At 40.4% G+C, this 23227-nt stretch carries 13 protein-coding genes and 1 pseudogene; 7 read left to right on the forward strand and 7 right to left on the reverse strand.

Going from position 1 to position 23227, the window contains the following annotated elements:
* From HC176_RS10805 to panC, 7 genes and pseudogenes are all read right to left on the reverse strand, one after another.
* Positions 1–1696: pseudogene (locus HC176_RS10805) on the reverse strand (hypothetical protein); the annotation flags it as partial.
* Between the two features lie 112 nt (positions 1697–1808).
* A complete protein-coding gene (locus HC176_RS10810; protein WP_167918220.1) occupies positions 1809–6737 on the reverse strand; it encodes a LamG domain-containing protein in 4929 nt (1642 codons plus the stop codon).
* Between the two features lie 277 nt (positions 6738–7014).
* Positions 7015–8373, reverse strand: a complete 1359-nt coding sequence (gene radA / locus HC176_RS10815) for a DNA repair protein RadA (RefSeq protein ID WP_167918221.1) — start codon at positions 8371–8373, stop codon at positions 7015–7017.
* Between the two features lie 29 nt (positions 8374–8402).
* Positions 8403–9551, reverse strand: a complete 1149-nt coding sequence (locus tag HC176_RS10820; RefSeq protein ID WP_167918222.1) for an alpha/beta hydrolase — start codon at positions 9549–9551, stop codon at positions 8403–8405.
* A gap of 49 nt (positions 9552–9600) precedes the next feature.
* Positions 9601–10518: a lysylphosphatidylglycerol synthase transmembrane domain-containing protein gene (locus HC176_RS10825; RefSeq protein WP_425338200.1), complete on the reverse strand. Its 918-nt coding sequence runs from the start codon at positions 10516–10518 to the stop codon at positions 9601–9603.
* Positions 10519–10570: 52 nt separating this feature from the next.
* On the reverse strand, positions 10571–10921 hold the full coding sequence (gene panD, locus HC176_RS10830) for an aspartate 1-decarboxylase (protein WP_167918224.1): 351 nt from the start codon (positions 10919–10921) through the stop codon (positions 10571–10573).
* Between the two features lie 13 nt (positions 10922–10934).
* The gene (panC, locus tag HC176_RS10835) at positions 10935–11786 is read right to left on the reverse strand and encodes a pantoate--beta-alanine ligase (protein WP_167918225.1); all 852 of its coding nucleotides are present in this window, start codon (positions 11784–11786) and stop codon (positions 10935–10937) included.
* Between the two features lie 199 nt (positions 11787–11985).
* Here panC and HC176_RS10840 point away from each other — a divergent pair, with 199 nt between their 5' ends.
* The 7 genes from HC176_RS10840 to HC176_RS10870 all read left to right on the forward strand — a co-directional run bounded on the left by HC176_RS10840 (position 11986) and on the right by HC176_RS10870 (position 23158).
* On the forward strand, positions 11986–12795 hold the full coding sequence (locus tag HC176_RS10840; protein ID WP_167918226.1) for a glycogen/starch synthase: 810 nt from the start codon (positions 11986–11988) through the stop codon (positions 12793–12795).
* Between the two features lie 20 nt (positions 12796–12815).
* Entirely contained in the window at positions 12816–14483 is a 1668-nt protein-coding gene (bamH, locus tag HC176_RS10845) for a BamH family beta-barrel-assembly machinery protein (protein WP_167918227.1), read from the forward strand.
* 165 nt (positions 14484–14648) lie between these two features.
* Entirely contained in the window at positions 14649–16502 is a 1854-nt protein-coding gene (glmS, locus tag HC176_RS10850) for a glutamine--fructose-6-phosphate transaminase (isomerizing) (protein WP_167918228.1), read from the forward strand.
* A 210-nt stretch (positions 16503–16712) separates the two neighbouring features.
* Positions 16713–19559 carry a TonB-dependent receptor gene (locus HC176_RS10855; protein ID WP_167918229.1) on the forward strand — a complete coding sequence of 949 codons (2847 nt, stop codon included), beginning with the start codon at positions 16713–16715 and terminating at the stop codon, positions 19557–19559.
* A 20-nt stretch (positions 19560–19579) separates the two neighbouring features.
* Positions 19580–21106 (forward strand): SGNH/GDSL hydrolase family protein, encoded by a 1527-nt coding sequence (locus HC176_RS10860; protein ID WP_167918230.1) that lies wholly within the window; start codon positions 19580–19582, stop codon positions 21104–21106.
* 167 nt (positions 21107–21273) lie between these two features.
* Positions 21274–22782 carry a F0F1 ATP synthase subunit beta gene (atpD, locus tag HC176_RS10865; protein WP_167918231.1) on the forward strand — a complete coding sequence of 503 codons (1509 nt, stop codon included), beginning with the start codon at positions 21274–21276 and terminating at the stop codon, positions 22780–22782.
* Positions 22783–22879: 97 nt separating this feature from the next.
* Positions 22880–23158, forward strand: a complete 279-nt coding sequence (locus tag HC176_RS10870) for a F0F1 ATP synthase subunit delta/epsilon (protein WP_167918232.1) — start codon at positions 22880–22882, stop codon at positions 23156–23158.
* Positions 23159–23227 lie beyond the last annotated feature (69 nt).

Here is a 23227-nt window from a genome sequence, read left to right on the forward strand (position 1 = left end):
CAAGGTCCAGGTCGCTGTCCAGGTAATCGTCAACTCCGTCGAAATCGATCGTCGCAGACGACGGCGGGTTCACATCGAAAAGGTCGCGGTAGTCCAAATCACCGCCAGTGAACAAATCGCCGTCGGCGTCGGGTAAGATTGCCAAATTAGATGGATTTTCAATATCTTCATTAACATCCAAACTAGAATCATTGACCCCGTTGGTTTCAAAAGCATTCGTTAAACCATCACCATCAACATCGGCAGCCGTTAGCGTATCTGCCATACCGTTTTCCTTGATGTCATCGAGCCCATCATTATCTGAATCAGAATCCACAAAATCCCAAATACCGTCAAAATCGGTATCTACCGGTACAATGCCTAATACATATGCCACATCTACCCCGGTAACGGCTACAGTTCCAGAGGGCGCAACATACCCTAAGGTAGTTTGTGCTTCAACGTTATCAGGAATCCCGTCGTTGTCACTATCAATATCCAAGAAATCGAAATCTTCTCTATTATCTGTATTTACGGGGGTGGTTCCCGAACCGGCAGAACTTGGTATTCCGTAAGTTGCCACTGTAGTACCAATTGAACCATCTGCCATTCCGTCTGCATTACCATCTACACCTCCCGACTCCAAAACATCTGGAATACCATCATTATCACTATCTAAATCCAAATGATTGGGAACACCGTCTGAATCGAAATCGAGATTTTCACAAATTCCATAAGCATTAAGTGTACAGAAATCGGCATCTTTGTAATTGGGAATACCGTCTGTATCATGGTCGGCGGAAGGATCAATTCCTCCAGATTCAGAAGTATCTTTTATACCGTCATTGTCATCGTCTAAATCATCGACATCACTCAGCCCATCCTCATCATTATCTGCCAAAGTAAAAATAAACATTTTACCATCGGCATGATCTCGTGTTGAAGCTGTTAATTGCGCTTTGGTAATGAGTGACCCGTTTGGTGCAATATCATCTAAATAAAACAATGCAATACCAATGGTACCGCCATTTTCTACCACTCTATCGCTCAACCAATAATCTGTACCTCCAGGAGGTGGATTAATTGCACCATTAGTCCCTAAATTACCACTAGTTCCTGTGCCTCCAAAACCCCATTTGGTGGATGTTTGGTTAACAAAAGTTTCACCCAGAGACTGTTCTGCCCCGCCACCGGCCGGAATACCAAAAAGTTCTATATGAAGACAGTTATTAGCATTACGTTCTGTAACCGCAATTACCCCACTTGAGGTTGCCAATATACCTGTTCCGTAAGACAATGTTTGGCGCTGTGCTGTTGTTGTGGATTCGGAGGAATAATTATCACAAATATTTTGTCCATTGTTGCTAGAGCCAAAATAATGATTGAGGTTTAAATCCTGAAAAGCGGTTAATGCAGAAGCATCCCATGATGCACTGGCACTGGTTGTTTCTACATTTGTTCCGTTTTTAAGGATTTTGTTCTGCCCATGGCCATCTGGCCCCAACTGCGTAAGTTCGTAGGCCGTTGGCAATCCAAAATTGAGATACACAATACCATTCACCGTAACACTCTCAATAGTTGCTGGCTGTTTTTTATTGGTTTGCACATCGCTCCACTGAAAAGTAACACCGGTTTGAATACTAGGCGCATTAGTTTGAGCGCTAATCTTACCCAACAGACATATTGAAAACAAGCACAAAAAGTATTTTAATTTCATAGTTAATCGATTTGGGGCATCAAAAAACAACTAGTATGTTATTTGTTTATATTATTTACTCACAAAAATTCCCTAAAAGGTTTTATTTTATGTGGGAACAAGTTATTTTTCATTAATTAATTACAATTTTTTTAGTTAACACTTCATTGTTTTCGGTTCTTAAACAGACCACATAAGCTCCCGTAGCCATGTTATTAAAGCGAATACCTCGTTCGAGCTGAGCCGTACTTACATTACTCATTTCGAGCACATTTTGCCCCCGCATATTTACCAGTGCAAAATGCCTAACTTTACTGTTCAATTTTTTAGCATAAAAGGTTTTACTACTGTTTTGATAGTAAATAAAACTCTCGAGCGACATAGCCACTTCTGCGCTTAAGGATTGTTGCTCGTCTTGGAAAACAATTTCAAATCGGCTATTAAAAACCCCTGGTTCTGAGCTAAACTGATAAGTTCCATCTTGCGAAAGATCGAAATACTCACCGGTTAAATTATCTTTTATGTAAATGGGCTGATCTTCTGATATATTTATTTTTTCGGATATCTTTATTTCAAAACTGTTTTTACCAGACGATTTAAAATTAAGCGGAATAACCTTGTCTTCGGTAATAGGGCTATAGGCCTGCATGATCATATTTTTTCCATCAAGCGCCAAATTAAGGTCGTTATTGTTTGATTCTGTACATTTGGCATCATATCCAAAATCAAAATCGTCTTTAGTGTAATTGCTAAACCCAAGTAAAAGTTCCCTTCTGGTTTTAGGGCCAGCCACTGAATTGAACTCCAAACGCACTTTCTGCATCGCGCTTTTAGCCGCTTTCTCTTTTGAGGATTTACTAGCTTTGGTTGATTTTGAGAACGTAGAACCCTGTTCGTAACTACCATCGGCATCAGATTCTTTTATAAATACACGTTGACTGTTGTTGAATTCTACTTGCCCATCAGCAATAATCTCAGCCATAAAACCTTGCCCCACGGGTAGGTAGCGTGTAGGTACTACCGTTCCATCTTGCGAGCCATTGTGGGCGCCATAAAATCCAACGAATTGATATGCACGGCACGCTCCCAGTTTATTCACTTGGGCATAGCCCCCATGATACTCGTTTAAGTTATGCGAATTACCCGCCCACTGTTGCCATAGCTGAAGCGTTCCGTCTATTATCCCCGCATTGTCGTCGATAAATTTATGGATATCGATAGCCGACGCATAAGGGTTGGCCAATAAATACTCGGTTTTAGTCTTGTTGGGCACGGAGCCTGGACCACCTTTATCGGTTACATCGATTAGAATGGTGCCGTTATTCGGCTTACCTTCAAAAATATACTGTTGCTCGGTACCTGCAGCCCCCGTTCCTTTTTGGGTATAGCCCACCCCCGGATTAATGGCTTTGTTGGGCGAAATATGCGCCCAATCCCAATACGTTAGTCCGTTTATAAATGTGTACAGCCATGTTGTACTAATGCTTCCATTGCCAGAGTAGCTTGAAGTAAACGGCACATTAAACCCAGACTCATCCTTTAATAAGTTAAGTTTAAACGTTGTGTTATTGGCGTTGTTGGTTGCTGCATTATTATCAGAGAGTGCTGTTGCTCCCTTTCGGCCTACTGGCGACCCCCAATAGTTGTACCAATAAGGGCTTGACACACCTTCTTGTCTTCGAAGTATTTTCCCTTGGGCAGAAGTTACCAAATCGCTATTTACCGATTGCACAAGCTGCGAATCGCCCATTAAATCTAAAGTACCGTTTAACTCTAAGCACCAGGAATTCTTCACTAAATAGTCTTCTCCATCAGTTCCAACAGTAACCGTTTTGCCCGAATCTATAATTAAAGCTAAGTTTTCTAAATTTTCATTTATTGAAATATCGTGCTTAATCTGAATGATGGTTGACTGTGACGACACAGTGCCATTATTGCTACCATCGCCATCATCATCATCATCATCATCATCATCATCATCATCATCATCATCGTCGTGATCGTTATTCACACCTCCACTAGTTTGAAAATAGGTGTTCCAAACCTCGCCATGCTCCCAGGTACTAGCATCCAATAAGTCTCCTGCTTGTTTAGTTACATAAGGCATGGGAGCTGTTTGCTCTTGTACAGTTGTAATATTATTTAAAAGCAAGGTGTTTCCGAAATCTGAATAATCTAAGGTTATCCCCGATAAAATATCGGTCATCGGGTAATAGGCTATCAAATTGCTCCAAGAGAGGGTATTTCCGGTGGAATCGTCATCAATGTTTTTGGGCACAATAGTTCCTTTAACATATCCTGAATTGTTTTCAATTTCTTGGTAAATCATTTTTTGCAATTGACTTTGGGTTAAAGCCACATTAAAAACCCTTACCTCATCAATATCGCCTTTAAAGTATTGTTTATCGGCGACATTGCTAGACAATCTGCCAATCTCAAAATCACCATTGGAATTACCGGTATTCTCAATGATTTTTCCAGCCCCAATATTAGCCGAATCGACTACCTCTCCATCTACATAAAGCACTACCTCTCCTGTGGTACCGTTATAACTCGCCGCTAAATGATGCCATTTACCGAGATTGATACTGCAGGAGCAACCAACGGTTTTTTCTGAAGCTCCCGCTACTTTTATGGTGAAATTGGGTTTCTTGCCATTTTTAAGCCATAATTTACTGCCTGTATCTTCACCGGCCACAACCATATCGGTTGAATTTCCTGTACCTGATTTTATCCAAGCCATTAGGGTAAGGTTGCCCAAACCATTAATAAAGGCGTCTCTCGATAAATAATCGTCCACACCGTCAAAATCGATGAGCGCTAACGATGGTGGGTTAACCTCAAACACATCTCTGTAATCCAAATCGCCCCCGAGCAATAAATCGCCATCGCCATCTGGTAAAATGGATAAATCTGTCGGATCTTCAATATCTTCATTCACGTCCCAAACGGAATCGTTTACCCCGTTGGTTTCAAAAGCATTGTTTAACCCATCATTATCTGCATCGGCCGCGGTTGATGTATTGGCCATACCGTTTTCTTGAATATCTGGGGTACCGTCGTTATCGGAATCGCTGTCTAAATAATCCGGAGTGCCATCACCATCGGTATCAACAGGAGTTAAACCTGTGCCATAATTGTCCCATAAACCAGGATAATCTCCCGAGGTATTTACAGTTCCGCTTGGTGGTATGTAGCCTCGAGTTAATTGCGCCTCAACATTATCTGGAATACCATCGTTATCACTATCAATATCGACTTTATTTTCAGACCCCTCGCCGTCTGCATCAGCACAGGAAGCCTCTTCTAAAATGATGATTTCTACATCGTCAATAAAGTTTCCAACTGAATTTGAACCCGAAGCGGTGCTAATTGCCTCAAATATGAAGAAGGTGGTATCTTGCCCCTCGGGAACATCATAAACGCCCGAATAGCTTCCCCAAGCACTGGTTCCGTCAGACATGGTTTCTACGGTGGTTGCCGATGCCAAATCCGCACCAATTTTTACGGCCGCCACATCAGTACCGCTTCTTCCTCTGTGTTTAACAGACCACTGTACCTTTGCCCCTCCAGAAACACACAACTCTTGATAAAGCGCTGCAGTTTGGTTGGCATTGAGTTCTGCAAACTGGTTGCCATCACTCGCTGGAACGCCATTAAAGCCATCGCTCCAAAGTTCTATTTGATTATCGGGTGCTGTAGTTTTCCAACCCGGAATATTATCTTCATGCGTAATACGATAGGTAGAACTTCCAATTACTATTTCTTCAAAACTTTCATTAATGATACTCTCGGCGCAGTAGGCAATACCACATTCTACAGCATCTAAAATGCCATCGTTATCGTCATCTACATCAATGGTGTCAACAATACCATCACCATCGGAATCTAAGGTTGATGCAGAACCTCCTGAAGATGAACCACCCCCCGACTGAGCACTTGAACTTGTTTTATAAACTAGCTTGTAATCTTCAACCTCACCAGCCTTGTAGTTAAAATTGCTTGAAGAAAAATTAGTATCCGTGCCTTCTCTAACTCCTATTCGAATTATAGAATTTCCAGCCACTACATTTTCTGGAATTAGAATACTTATTGGAACGTCTATTTTCTTTTTCTTTTTCTTGTCATCTTCGTCGTCATCTTCTTCTTCATCGTCATCGTCGTCATTATCGTCGTCGCTGGAAGCGTTAAATTGAAAAATAAATCGCTCGCCTTTATCCTCAAAATCATCATCGGTTTCTTCGTTGAAATTTAACCATACCACCACTGCATTGGTTGCAGTATTCCAATCGTCTAAAGTTACTTGAACAACCCCTTCTAAAGTTTCACCTGCTTCAATCTCTGTCTCTTTTGATAGAGAGTAATCATTATACTGCCCCGTTTTTCCGGAGGTTTTTTTATTCATGTCGCCAATAGATACCTTAGAAATATAGTAATGGTTCCAATCGCCTATATTGTTTGGCTCTGGGTACTCGGGGTCTTCAACAACCTCTTCTTCTGCAGCATCTGAAGTGAAATTAATATTATAATCCTCAACTTCTCCAGCCTTATACTTAAAATCACAGGAGGTAAAATTACTACTTTGCTTCTCCCTAAAAGCAATCCGCATCACCGAGCTACCAGATTTTGCTGTACTGGGCACCGCTATTGAAATAGGCACTTCAATAGTTTTTAAGCCACTAGGTTTTGATTTATCTTGAAAAGTAAATGTGAATTGCTCACCACTATCTTCAAAATCATCGTCAGAATTATTGAAGTTCATCCAGACAATTAAGGTGTGTTTCTTTTTATTCCAACCGTCTAGAGTTACGGTTACCGTGCCTTCAATCGTTTCACCTACGGCAATATCGGCAGCCGCAATTTCAGAATAATACGTATAACCCCCTGTTGGCCCCGAACTGGAATTATTGATACTTCCTAGGGCAACATTCGAAATATAAAAATTGTTGTAATCACCAATATTAGAAGGCGCACAATATTGAGCAGACACTTGTTTTACTGAAAAACAAATGGCAATAAACGCAAATACAATATAGCGTAATTGGTTACGAATAATCCTCATAGGTTAAGCATTAAGTTAGTTTGCGTTGGGGCGCAAAAAAATTAATTAATTTGGGACAACTCGAGGGAAAGCAATCGCCACATTAAACCAATATTTTAGTTTTCAATGCAATAATTGCTACAATATTACCAATAAAAGCGTGAATAATCTAGAAAAAAGACAACTTTTTTCCGATAAAGTGTATAATTAATTCGTTGAAATGCAAAATTATCAATCTAAAACAACCCAGAAACAAGAAGATAAAATACTGAAAAACAGATTTTTAAACCCAAACGTATTAAACAACAAAGTCTACCAAGTCTTCAATTTTTGAAATTAATTGAATTTTTATATTGGTATTTTTAAGAGACATTTTATTGTATTTGGACACAAAAATGGTTGAAAAACCCAGTTTTTCGGCTTCTAAAATGCGTTGCTCCACACGTTGAACGGGACGAATTTCTCCCGATAGCCCTACTTCGGCCGCAAAACAAAAGTCGCTTGGAAGGGATACATCTTCATTCGAGGAAAGTATGGAGGCCACTACCGCCAAATCGATGGCGGGGTCATCAACCGTAATCCCACCGGTAATGTTTAAAAATACGTCCTTGGCCCCTAATCGGAACCCGGCGCGCTTTTCCAAAACAGCCAAAAGCATGTTCAGTCGTTTGGCATTAAAACCTGTAGCACTACGCTGGGGCGTTCCATAGACCGCCGTGCTCACCAAAGCCTGAACTTCAATCATGAGTGGACGCATGCCTTCAAGTGTTGCAGCAATAGCGTTGCCCGAAAGCTCTTCTTCTTTTTTTGAAATTAATATTTCTGAAGGATTGCTAACCTCTCGCAATCCTGAACCCTGCATTTCGTAAATGCCCAATTCGTTGGTAGATCCAAATCGGTTTTTATGGGCCCTTAAAATTCGAAACACATGATTGCGGTCGCCTTCAAATTGCAATACGGTATCGACCATGTGCTCTAAAATTTTGGGTCCGGCAATGTGGCCATCTTTGGTGATGTGCCCAATTAGCAATACAGGCGTAGCGGTTTCTTTGGCAAATTTTATCAACTCTGTGGTGCATTCCTTAATTTGAGAGATACTTCCTGAGGACGACTCGATATAATCGCTATGCAGTGTTTGAATAGAATCGATGATGACAATTTCTGGCTCTAAAGCTTCAATTTGCTTAAATATGTTTTGCGTTTTCGTTTCGGTTAAAATGTAGCAATTGTTGTTATCGGGGTTGATGCGTTCGGCACGCATTTTAATTTGCTTTTGGCTTTCCTCACCCGAAACATAAAGGGTTTTATAAGGCAGTTTCAACGACACCTGAAGCAGCAGCGTACTTTTACCAATTCCGGGTTCACCGCCCAAAAGCGTTAACGAACCGGGCACAATACCACCACCAAGCACACGATTAAACTCAGCATCGAAGGTATTTAACCTAGGTTCGCTCGACACATCAATTTCATTGATTTTTAACGGCACAGCTTTCCGTTTTACTGCAGATGTTGGTGATTTCCAATCGGATTTGCTCGGTTTTTCTACCACTTCTTCCACAATGGTGTTCCATTCTTTACATGCGTTGCACTGCCCTTGCCATTTGGAATATTGTGTTCCGCAATTTTGACAAAAGAATGTTGTTTTTACCTTGGCCATAGTTTTTATTGAAATTGAATACAGATATTTTAAAAGCCGAAATCTTGTTTTATTAAATCGGCACGCTCCAAAACCTCATCTTTGGTAACACCACCTATTTCTTCTAAGGTGTAAGCCGATTGATAGGTGCGCATCGCCTTTTTGGGCTCTCCGCCTTCCTCATAAAAGCGCCCTAAATAATAACCGCCCAACAATGTTTCAGGGTAAGCTTTTCTGGCCATTTTGCCCAATTCTTCGTAATACTCGAAAAGCTCGTTCTTTTCAATGGCAGCAGCAATAGCCTTAAAATCGTTGATTAAAATAGGTTTTTCAATCCCGAACAGCTCTTTTATTGTTTCGTATTTGTTCTGAAGATAAAGCACCGGTGAATCGTCCAGCTCTAAAACAACTTCTTTGTATTCTTTTTTAGAAATGGGCTGAAACACCTTGAAGATGCCTTCAATGGCGCTGGGTATAGCATGCGTGGGCACCGAATAGTGCGATGGATTTTCAAAACTATCGAAATGATACACTAAATTTTCATTTTCCAAAGCTGAAATATCGGTATTTAAAGCCTGCGTCATTTGCAGAATGGATTCTGAATTGTTTTTGGTATTTGCCAAATAATAAAACGTTTTTGAATTTGTTTTGCCCAACACATCAGGGATATAATCCAACATGTTTGGTGCCAATTGTGGACTTATTACCACATAGGCTTGAAATAACGGAGTGGCTTTCAATAAATAATAATTAATAAAATTGGCCGTTTCGCCATGCCCCACGGCTATTTTAAAATGGCCCACCCTGAAATTCTTCTCTAAATACGGCATCAATTCCATGCCAATAAATTCAAAAAAGGCGGCACCGGTTTCTATGGGCAACGAATTTTGTTCGGAATACAACGTATCGTCGAAGCGCTTTCCGTATTGATTTACCCCAACCACAATGGCTTCGGGCATGTCTTCCCAATACGAAAAATAATCAACGTTTCCAGCCACGGCTTCAAACATATAATCGCCATCCAGCACTACAAATATGGGATAGGCTTTATCATGGTCGGAATTATAGCCACGGGGCAATTGTATTTTTAATTGGCGTTCTTCTCCTAATTTTGAAGACTGAAACGTTTCGTATTTCACTTGAGCATTGATGCTAAAAGAAGCGCACAGCAACAATATAAAAATGACCGATTTCTTCATTTTTTTGAACGGATTTGAGATTTATCGAGGCAAGGTAATAAAATAAAGCCTAGCTATCAACTTGCTTTTTTCGGTTGAAAATGGGTAAATATAGCAGTGACAGCCCACCGAAAACAATAATCATCAAGGTTTGTGAAGCCCACATAATCCATCCGAACGCAATGCTGGGTTGCTCAGGAATTGAAAACAACGAGAACGCCGCATAAATAGCCAACGGGTAGGAGCCAATTCCGCCGTTTGTGGCCGCAATGCTAAAACTGGCTGAAATAAAACCGATTAAAATCGCCCCAAGACTGATGCCTTGCAATTCTTTCATAGCGAAAGAGGTAACGTAAAACATGAGCACATACATGCCCCAAATAAATAACGTATGGAAAATAAAAGGCCATTTCTTTTTCATTTTGAAAATACTCAAAGACCCCTCTATCAAACCGTTTACAAAGTTTTTTATTTTTTCAGCCAATTTCGACTTGCTTTTTTTCAGAAGTTTAAAAAAGAACAGCATGAGCAAAACCCCAACAACCATCGCTACGGCTATTTTTACCGGATTGAATCGCTCTACCAAAAAGCTATAAATAAAATCGAACTGCAAAAATAAGGTAATGGTCATAATACCCAACATCACCAGCATATCGGCAATACGCTCGGCCACAATGGTGCCAAAGCCTTTTTCGAATGGCACCCCTTCATAATTTGTAATAATGGAAGCTCGGGCTACTTCGCCTGCCCGCGGAATGGTGTAGTTTATTAAATAAGTGGCAAAAACGGCCATAACGCTATTGCCAAACTTAATGTTATAGCCCATAGGCTCTAACTGAAAACGCCAACGGTAAGCTCTGGATAAATGGCTTAAAAACCCCAAAAACATACCCATAATTATATAGGTGTAATCGGCATTTTTGGCATACACCAAAAGCTCGTTTAACGATACTTTTGACAGTGAATACCAGACCAAAAAAACTCCCAACAAAAGTGGGAGTAAAATTTTTAATGATCTTTTTATTTTGGCAGCCAAAAGCTTACTTTAACAAATTAGTGGCTTCATCTGGAAATACCAGCGAAGGCTTAAAGGTTTTAGCCTCCTCGATATCCATTACGGCATAAGTGATTAAGATAAGGGTGTCGCCCACCGAAACCTTTCGGGCAGCAGCACCATTTAAGGTAATCTCACCACTGTTTCTAGGCCCAGGAATACAATAGGTTTCCAAACGTTCGCCATTATCGTTGTTTACAATTTGAACTTTTTCGCCCTGTATAATATTGGCGGCATCCATTAAGTCTTCGTCAATGGTAATACTTCCTATGTAATTGAGCTCTGCGCCAGTGCACTTAACTCTGTGAATCTTAGATTTTACTACGTGAATTTGCATGCGGCAAAGATAATTAATTTAATGCGATATTGTCAATTAATCGAATATCGTCAGCATATACGGCAATAAATGCTCTATAGTCTTTATTATCCATCTTTCGTTTAACCGGTTTTAGGGTTTCTGTTTCCGAAACAATGAAATATTCCAATTCCAACAAATCATGGCCGGAAAACTGATTCTCAACCCATTCCGTTACTTCATTAGCACTTTTTGTGCCAAAGTGCATTTTGGCTGTTTTTAAGGTTTCATAAATAAACGGTGCCGCCTTTCTGAACTCTGGCTTTAGTCTGGTGTTTCGTGAGCTCATAGCCAATCCGTCTGATTCACGCTGTATTTTACACCCCACAATATTTACAGGAATATTATGTTTTTCAACCATTTTTTTTATGATTTGAAGCTGCTGAAAATCCTTTTCACCAAAATAGGCGTTGTGCGGTTTTACAATTTCGAAAAAACGTTTAACAATAGTCCCCACACCATCAAAATGCCCTTGGCGGAACTTACCTTCCATTTCATGCTCCAGTCCGTCAAAATCAAACTGTTCAGAAACGGGGTTATCGCCATACATGTCTTCAACCGTTGGTGCATAAACAAAGATTCGGGTATCACTCAAACCTTTCAACAACATTACGTCGTTGTCAAGCGTTCGCGGATATTTCTCCAAATCGGTGGGGTTATTAAACTGTGTGGGGTTTACAAAAATACTTACCACCACGGTGTCGTTATCATTCAGGGCCTTTTTAACTAATTGTAAATGCCCTTCGTGCAAAGCGCCCATAGTGGGTACCAAACCAACAGATTGCTTTTTGGCTTTTAGTCCTTCAATAGCCTCTGCTATTTGTTGTCTTTTTGAATAAATCTCCACGGTTTAATAAAAAATTAACGCGTGCAAACTTAAGATTTTACAGGCAATTTGCATAAATTTTTGTACTTTTGCGTGTTTTTTATTTTGAAATACATGAGGCGGCGCTTCATTTTAGCGGAACCTTACTTGAAAAATTTCAACCAAAAACTTATTAGCGGCTTTTTATTGAGGCTAAATTAAAGTATACAAAACAAAGCATATGAAAGATAAGAGGATATTGTATGTATCATCTGAAGTAGTACCCTATTTACCTGAAACCGAAATTTCATCCATGTCATTTGAAGCTCCCCGAATGGTAAACCAACAGGGTGGACAAATACGAATTTTTATGCCGCGTTACGGCAACATTAACGAGCGCAGACACCAGTTGCATGAGGTGATTAGGTTATCCGGAATCAATTTAGTGGTAAACGATTTGGATATGCCACTTATTATCAAGGTAGCTTCGATCCCGAAAGAGCGCATTCAAGTATATTTTATCGATAACGACGAGTACTTTAAGCGTAAGGCCACTTTGACCGACGAAGACGGCAATTTGTTCCCCGATAACGACGAGCGTGCTATTTTCTTCGCAAAGGGCGTTATTGAAACGGTTAAAAAATTAAACTGGTCGCCCGATATTATTCACGTTCACGGGTGGTTGGCTTCGTTGCTTCCGCTATACCTTAAAGAATATTACAAAGACGAGCCTTTGTTCAGCGAAAGTAAAATTGTTACTTCGGTGTACAATCAAAGCTTTGACAATACGTTGAATAAAGATATGGCCAACAAAATTAAGTTCGATAATATTGATGAAGGAGCCATTAAAACTTTGGAAGAACCATCATACAACAATTTAATGAAAGTTGCCGTTGATTATTCGGATGCGTTGATTGTTGGGTCTGAAAATATCCCGGACGACTTGGAAGAATACATCAAAGCTTCCGAAAAACCTATTTTAGAATACAAAAGCAAAGATGAATTTGGCGATGCCTACACCAGCTTTTTCAACGAAGCCGTTTTAAGCTAGTTAATTCATTTACTACCTATATGAAAAAACCTATTAAAGCCCTCAAACTTTCCTTTTTCATCATTCTTGCCGTGACCTCTTTTATTGCTTGCGATAAAGATTTTAGCACTTTAGAGAGTGATGTGTTGGGTGAAGGAAATTCAAATTTCAATACAAAAGTGGATTCCCTGCCCATTGCAGCTTATAACAAAAAACTGGAAGGGCTACGCATTAACAGACTGGCATCAAACTTGCTCGGTTTTTTTTACGACCCTGCTTACGGCACAACCACAGCAAGCATTGTTGCACAGGTAACACCGTCGAGTTACAGCCCTAATTTTGGAGAAACCCCGGTGATAGATTCTGTTGCTATAAATATTCCGTATTATAGTACAGTTGTTGATGCCGATACAGATGGCAACTCTATTTACCGATTGGATTCTGTTTTTGGAAATACCGAAGCCAAAATAAAACTGTCTATTTACCAAAACAATTATTTTTTATTGGAATATGACCCCAGTGGTTCAACTTCAACCCAGGATTACTACTCTAATGCCAGTAGCAGCACAGAAAATTCTATACTAACACCCCAAGGTAACACCATCAATTTTGATGAGCATGTTGTCGATACCATCTACCAAACAAACAACTTTTTACCAAGTGCAAAGCCCAATTTTATTGGCACAGCTACCGATACGACACGCTCTGCACCTGCTTTCCATGTTAAATTGGAATCAGATGAAGCTAAATTATTCTGGAAAAACACCATTCTTGATAAAGAAGGTGATGTTGTTTTAGATAATCCTGGCGACTTTAAAAACTATTTTAGAGGCCTTTACCTAAAAGCAGAAGCCATTAATAACGATGGGCAAATGGTATTACTCAATTTAGCCAATGCCAATATCACCATACATTATACTTATGGTGCGGCAGATTCACGATTACAATCTACTTACACCCTTAATTTTTCGGGCAATATTTTAAATACGTTTATCAACGACTTCAACTATCCCATTGAACCACCCAACACCACCGAGGGCGACGCTACACTTTATCTTAAGGGCACCGAAGGTTCTATGGCTGTTGTTGATTTATTCAGCGGAATGGTTGAATGCGAAGATGAAGATGGCACCATTACCATGAGAACGGCATTCGATTGCTTTAAAAGAACTTATAGAGAGCTTGATGAAAATGGAGAATATGTCGAAAAAATAAACGGCAATTATCCACTTAAAAAATTAGTTAACGATGCCTTTTTAGAAGTTTATGAAGACTCCATTAAAGCGGTAACAGGGCCTTATGGCACTGAATACCACAAATACGACCGCCTTTACGCTTACGATATTAAAAACAGTTTGCCCACAGTGGATTATAATCTTGACCCTGTAGAATCTTCAGCAAGTGCATTCAATTCAAAAATTATAAGTTTAAGCCAAAGAGATACCATAACCGGGAAATTCAAAATAAGACTTACCGAGCATTTAAAGAATATTTTGATACGCGATTCCACCAGTACAAAAATAGGTTTGGTGCTGTCAAACAACGTCAACTACATCAACAATGCTAAAATTTTAAACCCGACAGATGAGGTTAGCAACGTGCCAGCGGCAGCAATAATAAGTCCAAGAGGCACCGTATTACACGGCAACCAATCAGCTACCGAAAAGAAGCGTTTAAAGTTGAAAATATTTTACACAGAGCCTAAATAACCTCCACCGTTTATCTAAGCTTTTAGTGCAAAAGTCTTTCTTCGGAATGCAAAAGTGAATTTTGTCGTATAAAACGGCAAATTCACATAATAAATAACTGTTATAAGTTTTTATTTAACATATTTGTTTTGAATTTATTAACCCCAAAACTAAAACAAAAAAACTATGTGTGGAATTGTAGGATACTTAGGCACAAGGGACGCTTACCCTATCATTATTGAAGGCCTTAAAAGACTGGAATATAGAGGGTACGATAGTGCTGGAATTGCAATTTTTGACGGTACAGACCTGAAAGTTTCAAAAACTAAAGGTAAAGTTGCCGATTTAGAAAAAAAATCTGAAGCAGAAATAACTACCCACGGCTGTGTGGGCATTGGCCATACCCGTTGGGCTACACATGGTGTACCTAACGATGTGAATTCACACCCCCACGTTTCAAACTCTGGAGAATTGGTAATTATCCACAACGGTATTATTGAAAATTACGATTCCCTAAAACAAGAGTTAAGTTCTCGTGGCTATACCTTTAAATCGGATACCGACACCGAAGTTTTAATCAACCTCATTGAGTACATAAAAAAAACAGAAGGGGTTAAGCTTGGTAAAGCTGTTCAAATTGCATTAAACCAAGTAATTGGTGCTTATGCTATTGCGGTTTTTGACAAAAACAAACCCGAAGAAGTAGTAGTTGCCAAGCTCGGTAGCCCATTAGCTATTGGTATTGGCAAAGACGAAGACGAATTTTTCATTGCCAGTGATGCCTCGCCCTTTATTGAATACACCAAAAACGCGGTGTATTTGGAAGATGAAGAAATGGCTGTTATTCGTTTCCACAAAGGTATAAAAGTTAGAAAAATAAAGGATGATTCTTTAGTTGACACCTATGTTCAAGAACTTCAAATCAATTTAGAGCAAATTGAAAAAGGCGGTTACGAACATTTTATGCTTAAAGAAATCCATGAACAGCCCAAAGCTATTCAGGATACTTACCGTGGACGATTGTTGCGAAATGAGGCTATTATTAAAATGGCAGGCATCGAGGACAACATGAAAAAATTCCTTAATGCCAACCGTATTATTGTTGTGGCTTGTGGAACCTCATGGCACGCCGGTTTGGTAGCCGAATATATTTTTGAAGATTTAGCCAGAATACCGGTTGAAGTAGAATATGCTTCAGAATTTAGATACAGAAACCCTGTTATAACAGAGAACGATGTGCTTATAGCCATTTCCCAATCGGGAGAAACAGCCGACACCTTGGCTGCGATCAAATTGGCCAAATCTAAAGGGGCGTTTGTATTTGGCGTTTGTAACGTTGTGGGATCATCTATCGCTCGTGAGTCGCATGCAGGTGCATACACCCATGCCGGACCAGAAATTGGGGTGGCTTCAACCAAAGCATTTACCACACAGATTACGGTTTTAACCTTAATCGCCTTAAGACTTGCCAGAGCTAAAGGTACTATTAGCAGTTCCGATTTCCGTCAGCATTTATTGGAATTGGAAATGATTCCTGGAAAAGTAGAACAAGCTTTGAAGTCGGACGACTTAATAAAAAACATAGCCAACATTTATAAAGATGCCAAAAACATGCTTTATTTAGGTCGTGGATTTAACTTCCCGGTAGCTTTGGAAGGTGCTTTAAAACTAAAAGAAATTTCATATATACACGCTGAAGGGTATCCCGCAGCAGAAATGAAACACGGGCCTATCGCCTTAATTGACGAAAACATGCCTGTTATTGTAATCGCTACCAAAAAAGGGCATTACGAAAAAGTAGTGAGCAATATCCAAGAAATAAAATCCAGAAAAGGTAAAATTATTGGCATCGTTACTGAAGGTGATGTACAGGTAAGACAATTGGCAGACCACGTTATTGAAGTGCCAGAAAGTCTTGAAGCGCTTTCTCCACTATTAACAACTATACCGTTACAATTACTATCATACCATATTGCTGTGATGCTGGGCAAAAATGTTGACCAACCCCGAAATTTAGCAAAATCGGTAACTGTAGAATAATTTTCCAAATACAAAAAAGTAGCTAAGGCGCAGTTTAATTAAACTGCGCCTTTTTCATTTTAAGTACTTCTATTTAATCAAATTAATAAAAATTATAGCTGATTTTTGTTAAAAATATATTATGCATGCATAATTTTTTATATTTTTAAAAGCACAAAAATATTATTATCTTTATTTTTATACGAAAATCCTTAACCTAAATTACACTAAATGAAAACAATTCTCCCCTTTTTATTGTTCCTTTTTGGCGGCTTTCTATACTCACAAACAACCTTTTCGGGTTCTGTGGTAGACGATAGCGGCCAGCCTATTCCCGGTGCCAATGTTATTGTTGTTGGAACTACCACCGGAACGGTTACCGATTTTGATGGCAACTTTACTTTAACCTATAGCCAGGCCCCACCCTTCAAAGTACAGGCCAGTAGCGTAGGTTTTGAAACAGATACTAAAGAAGTTACTGCCAACAATCAAAACTTAACCTTTACCCTTAAAGAAGGTACCTCCCTAGATGAAGTGGTTATTTCGGCTTCACGAACACCTGAACGTATTTTTGAATCGCCCGTTACGGTTGAAAGATTCGGACTAAAAGCATTAAAAACTACGGCTTCTCCAGACTTTTATGGCGGGCTAGAAAATTTAAAAGGGGTTGACATCAACACCAACAGTTTAACCTTTAAATCAATTAACACCCGCGGCTTTGCCGCCTTCGGCAACAACCGTTTTATGCAATTGGTTGATGGTATGGATAACTCGGCACCAGCCCTGAACTTTCCGTTAGGAAACTTAGTGGGGATGATTGACACCGACGTACAAAACATAGAACTGCTTCCGGGTGCAGCTTCGGCATTATACGGGGCAAATGCCTTTAACGGTATTTTATTCATGCAAAGTAAAAACCCTTTCGATTTTCCGGGAATAAGCGTTTCCATAAAGCGAGGTGTTACCTCCCAAGAGGCAGCAGGCACCAATCCGTACACCGATGTAGGCATGCGTGCCGCATATAAATTCAGTGACAAGTTTGCTGCTAAAGTGAATTTCGGTTATTTAAGAGGGACCGATTGGATGGCCAATGATTTGGACGATAAAAATTTAGCGGGAGGCACCAGAGAGACAAACATAAACTACAACGGTGTAAATGTTTATGGTGATGAAGTTTCCACCAACATACACGATGTGGCTTTGCGACTGGTTGAACTTGGAAGAGCGCCCGCTGGGTCAGAAAGTTTGGTGCCCTCGGTTAACGTGAGCAGAAAAGGTTACGATGAAATGGACATGACTGATTATGTAGCCGAAAGCGTGAAGGCCGACTGGGGTCTTTATTATCGTCCGTGGGCAAACGATTTCGAAATTCAATATGTGGGGAAAGTTGGCCGAGGATCTACCATTTACCAAGGTGCTCAACGTTATATGATTGACAACTTTACCATGCAGCAGCACAAATTGGAAGTTAGAAATGATAATTTCTTCCTACGTGGTTACATCACTTCTGATAAAGCTGGAGACTCTTATGTACTGGACGTAGCAGGCCCTAATTTATTAGCCAAATGGAAACCCCACGATGTTTGGTTTGGTGAATACACAGGCGCTTACATTCAATCGACTTTGGGCGGAGCCACTAACGAAGAGGCTCATGCCATTGCCCGCCAAACCGCCGAAACGGGACGCTTTATTCCAGGTACCCCCGAATATCAAAATGCGTTTGATGCCGTTATAAGCGATACCAACTTTTTAACGGGTTCAAAATTTCAGGATAATTCCAAAATTTACCATTCGGATGCCAATTATAACTTCAGCCACTTAATCGATTGGGCCGAAATACAGGTAGGCGGTTCGTACAGAAGATACAAGTTAAACTCCTTCGGAACCATATATACCGACGCTCAAGGTCCCATTAACTATTCGGAAGTTGGCGTTTATACACAAATTCAAAAAACAGTTATGGAACGCTTAAAGTTAACAGGCTCGATTCGCTACGATAAATCGGAACTGTTCGACGGATTCTTTTCGCCGCGTTTATCGGCAGGCTATACTTTAGGCGAAGACGAAAACCATAACGTTAGGGCTTCGGTTCAAACTGGTTTTAGAAATCCAAACACCCAAGATTTGTACATCGGGTTAGTTACCGGATTGGGCGTATTGATTGGTGGCGCCAATGATAATGGCGACCGTTTTGTACGGCCATATGAGGTGAGTCAATTTGCCCAAAACAATTTGGGGCAACCATCTTCCATTTCTCAATCGGGTACTGCGGCCTACAATAACTCTCTGTCCTCGACCGTGGCAGCAGGCTTGGCAACACACAACCCGTCCAACAACGGAAGTCAATATATTGGAAACTCAAGCTATGTAAAACCGGAGCAAGTAACCTCTTTCGAAGTGGGTTACCGCGGAAAATTAAAAAATGTGACCATCGATTTAAGTGCGTATTATAACACGTATCAAGATTTTATAGCGAATGAAACCGTGGCCGCTCCATACTATGGTAATGTTGCAAACTTCGATTTAACAGGTTACGACCCTGCCAACCCAGCTTCGGTGGCAGGCTTAAACCAAGATACCCAGTTCATTCTTGCCGCCCTTCAAAACGATGATTTTGTAAGATACCAAACCTACACCAATTCAAGTACCGAAGTAAACTCATACGGTGGTGCCGTTGCAGTAAACACAAAAGTATTTGGCAATTTCGATCTTGGTGCTAACTATACCTACGCTAATTTCGATTTCGATAAAAAGGCCAACCCTAATTTCCGCCCCAGCTTCAACACACCTGAACACAAGGTGAAAGCTTCCTTTGGAAATACAGAACTATTTAAAAACTTCGGATTTAACCTAGCTTGGAGATGGAGCGATAATTACTTGTGGCAATCGCCTTTTGGGGACGGCGAGATTGACTCCTATCACGTAGTTGATGCCCAATTGAATTATACAGTGCCCAGCATCAAGTCTTCTTTTAAAATTGGTGCTTCAAACTTGTTGAACAATGAATACGCCACGGCTTTCGGTACCGGAAACATCGGATCGATTTACTACTTGTCTTGGACCATCAACAACCTGTAAAAATTAAAACATTGCAAAACATGAAAACGTTTAAATATATACTCCTTTCTACTTTATTTATTGCTTTTTATTCCTGTGAGGACGATGACAGCAATACCGTTATAGAAGAACCGCTTCCGGAACTCACCGCCGGATCGGCAGATTTCTCAACTTACGTAGCCGTAGGAAACTCGTTAACTGCAGGGTTTACAGACAACGCCCTTTTTAAGGCTGCGCAAGAAAACGCTACTCCTAATATACTGTCACAAAAATTTGCTTTAGCAGGTGGAGGTGATTTTTCATTACCGCTAATGGAAGATAATTTTGGTGGCATTGCCTTTGGCGGTAACAGATTACCCGGTTTTAACCCGAGACTGGTTTTTGGTGGTGCCGGCCCCGTTCCGTTAGAAAGTGTAGTTGGACCAGTAACGGTGACCACCGATCTCACTTCAAACCCAACTGGCCCTTTCAATAATATGGGCGTGCCAGGCGCAAAAAGTTTCCATTTGTTATTTGATGGCTACGGAAATCCTGCTGGCTTACAAACTACACCAACCACTGCAAACCCTTATTTTGTAAGAATGGCTTCGGCTCCCAATGCCACTATTCTGGGAGATGCCATGGCCCAATCGCCAACCTTCTTTTCCCTTTGGATTGGCAATAACGATGTATTGGGTTATGCCACTTCTGGCGGAGATGGCTCTAACCCCATCACTCCTGTTGATGGACCTCCAGGCGTTGGCTTCAATCAAACCTATGGTGCATTAGTAACCACATTGACCTCGCAAGGCGCGCAAGGTGTTGTGGCAAACATTCCTTATGTAACCGATATTCCGCATTTTACAACCGTCCCACACAACCCCATTCCGCTAGATGCAGCAACGGCCACCGCCGTGAATCAAGCTTACGCCGAATATAACGGTGGTATCCAAGCGGCACTAGCTGCTCTTGCAGGCACCGGTTTATTTACCGAAGAAGAAGCCAATTTAAGAATGATTAATTTTTCAGCGGGTGCGGGCAACGCTGTTGTTATTGAAGATGAAAGCTTAACCGATCTTGGTGCTATTAACCCTGCCTTTGCGGCGCTTCCAAAAATCCGTCAAGCTACGGCCGATGATTTATTGGTGCTTACCGCATCATCGTTTATTGGTACGGAAGCCGTTCCCGGAAACCCTTTAACCGTTAATGGTGTTGCTGTTCCTTTGGCCGACAGATGGGTATTGATTCCTAGCGAGCAAGCTGAAATCAAAACAGCCATCGATGCTTTTAATGCCACCATTAAAGCCACAGCAACACAAGCAGGTTTGGCCTTTGTTGATGCCAATGCCTTGCTTAACCAATTAGCAAACGGAGGCATTTCCAGTAATAGTTTCACTTTAAATTCCAGTTTGGTGTTTGGCGGCGCGTTTTCTTTAGATGGTATTCACCCCACTGCGAGAGGCAATGCTTTAATAGCCAACGAATTTATGAAAGCTATTGATGCCACTTACTCCTCTAACTTTGAGGCTTCGGGCAACTTGGTAGACATTGGTAACTACCCTACCAACTACTCGCCAACATTGCAATAAATAAAAGCAGATAAACATTTATATAACACCCTCGAAATGAGGGTGTTTTTTTATTCCAAAAAACCTAGAAAAACAACTTTTATTTTAAATTAAAAGGTATATCTTTGCAGCCGAAAACCAAAACAGTTTTCACACAATTAAATCGCATAATATTAAACAAATAAGTAATGTCTAAAGTTACAGGTAAAGTTGCACAAATAGTAGGTCCGGTTATCGATGTTGAATTCGGTGCGGGTTCTGAACTTCCAAAAATTTACGATTCATTAGAAATTAAAAGACCTGATGGCTCTATTTTAGTATTAGAAGTACAATCCCATATTGGAGAAGATACCGTTCGAACTATCGCAATGGATTCGTCTGATGGTTTAAGCAGAGGCGCAGAAGTTACTGCTACTGGAGCCCCAATACAAATGCCTATTGGCGATGCCGTTTACGGACGTTTATTTAATGTGATTGGTGATGCTATTGACGGGTTGGGCGATTTGCCTAAAGCAGGCGAAGCTGGTTTGCCTATTCACCGTCAAGCCCCAGCGTTTGATGAATTATCAACTTCTACCGAAGTTTTATTTACAGGTATTAAAGTAATCGACTTGATTGAGCCTTATGCAAAAGGTGGTAAAATTGGATTATTTGGTGGTGCTGGTGTAGGTAAAACAGTATTGATCCAGGAGTTGATTAACAATATTGCAAAAGGTCACGGTGGTTTATCGGTTTTTGCCGGTGTAGGTGAAAGAACTCGTGAAGGAAATGACCTTTTAAGAGAGATGTTAGAATCTGGAATTATCCGTTACGGAGAAGATTTCATGCACTCTATGGAAGAAGGGGGATGGGATTTATCGAAAGTTGATAAGTCTAAAATGAAAGAATCGAAAGCGACTTTCGTATTCGGACAGATGAACGAACCACCAGGAGCACGTGCTCGTGTGGCGCTTTCTGGATTAACTATTGCTGAGTATTTCCGTGATGGTGCTGGCGACGGACAAGGAAAAGACGTACTTTTCTTCGTTGATAACATTTTCCGTTTTACGCAAGCTGGTTCTGAGGTATCTGCACTTTTAGGTCGTATGCCTTCTGCGGTAGGTTACCAACCAACATTGGCAACAGAGATGGGTGCGATGCAAGAGCGTATTACTTCAACTAAAAAAGGATCGATTACATCTGTACAAGCGGTTTACGTACCTGCGGATGATTTAACGGATCCAGCGCCTGCAACAACCTTTGCCCACTTAGATGCCACAACAGTATTATCTCGTAAAATTGCCGAGCTTGGTATTTACCCTGCAGTAGACCCATTGGATTCTACTTCTCGTATCTTGACTAAAGAAATTTTAGGAAAAGAGCACTACGATTGCGCACAACGTGTAAAAGAGTTATTGCAACGTTATAAAGAACTACAAGATATTATCGCCATCCTTGGTATGGAAGAATTATCAGAAGAAGATAAATTGGCCGTAGGTCGTGCACGTCGTGTACAACGTTTCTTATCTCAACCATTCCACGTAGCTGAGCAGTTTACAGGTATTCCAGGAGTATTGGTTGATATTAAAGAAACCATTAAAGGCTTTAACATGATTATGGACGGTGAATTAGATCACCTTCCAGAAGCAGCTTTCAACCTTAAAGGTACTATCGAGGAAGCTATTGAAGCTGGAGAAAAAATGTTAGCTGAGGCATAGCCGAAGCTAATGCTGAACTTGTTTCAGCATCTCAAACTTAATAACAATATTAAAAAAGACCCTGAACTAAATTCAGGGTAGTTAAACAAGTTTAACTATGTATTTAGAAATCGTATCACCAGAAGCTACATTATTTAGCGGCGAAGTAGAGGCCGTAACCGTTCCAGGCCTAAATGGTGATTTTCAAATGTTGAACAACCACGCAGCTATTGTTTCTTCTTTAAAGGAAGGCTTTATTAAAATTTCTGGAGCAGTAACCTTAAACGCTGATGTTGAAGAGCATTTTTCAAAAGGGGAAAACAATACAACCCTTTTAAAAATAAACTCCGGAACTGTTGAAATGAAAGACAACAAAGTGATTGTTTTAGCAGACTAAATTTCATTACAAACCATAATAAAAAAACGCGAAACTTAGGTTTCGCGTTTTTTTATGCCGTTAAGCCGT

It is taken from the genome of Tamlana crocina (assembly GCF_012037625.1).

Coding starts and splice junctions, on each gene's coding strand:
- bamH (WP_167918227.1), top strand. CDS start 12,816: ATGAAAAAACCTATTAAAGCCCTCAAACTTTCCTTTTTCATCATTCTT.
- HC176_RS10810 (WP_167918220.1), bottom strand. CDS start 6,737: ATGAGGATTATTCGTAACCAATTACGCTATATTGTATTTGCGTTTATT.
- panD (WP_167918224.1), bottom strand. CDS start 10,921: ATGCAAATTCACGTAGTAAAATCTAAGATTCACAGAGTTAAGTGCACT.
- HC176_RS10840 (WP_167918226.1), top strand. CDS start 11,986: ATGAAAGATAAGAGGATATTGTATGTATCATCTGAAGTAGTACCCTAT.
- glmS (WP_167918228.1), top strand. CDS start 14,649: ATGTGTGGAATTGTAGGATACTTAGGCACAAGGGACGCTTACCCTATC.
- HC176_RS10820 (WP_167918222.1), bottom strand. CDS start 9,551: ATGAAGAAATCGGTCATTTTTATATTGTTGCTGTGCGCTTCTTTTAGC.
- HC176_RS10860 (WP_167918230.1), top strand. CDS start 19,580: ATGAAAACGTTTAAATATATACTCCTTTCTACTTTATTTATTGCTTTT.
- atpD (WP_167918231.1), top strand. CDS start 21,274: ATGTCTAAAGTTACAGGTAAAGTTGCACAAATAGTAGGTCCGGTTATC.
- HC176_RS10870 (WP_167918232.1), top strand. CDS start 22,880: ATGTATTTAGAAATCGTATCACCAGAAGCTACATTATTTAGCGGCGAA.
- HC176_RS10855 (WP_167918229.1), top strand. CDS start 16,713: ATGAAAACAATTCTCCCCTTTTTATTGTTCCTTTTTGGCGGCTTTCTA.
- radA (WP_167918221.1), bottom strand. CDS start 8,373: ATGGCCAAGGTAAAAACAACATTCTTTTGTCAAAATTGCGGAACACAA.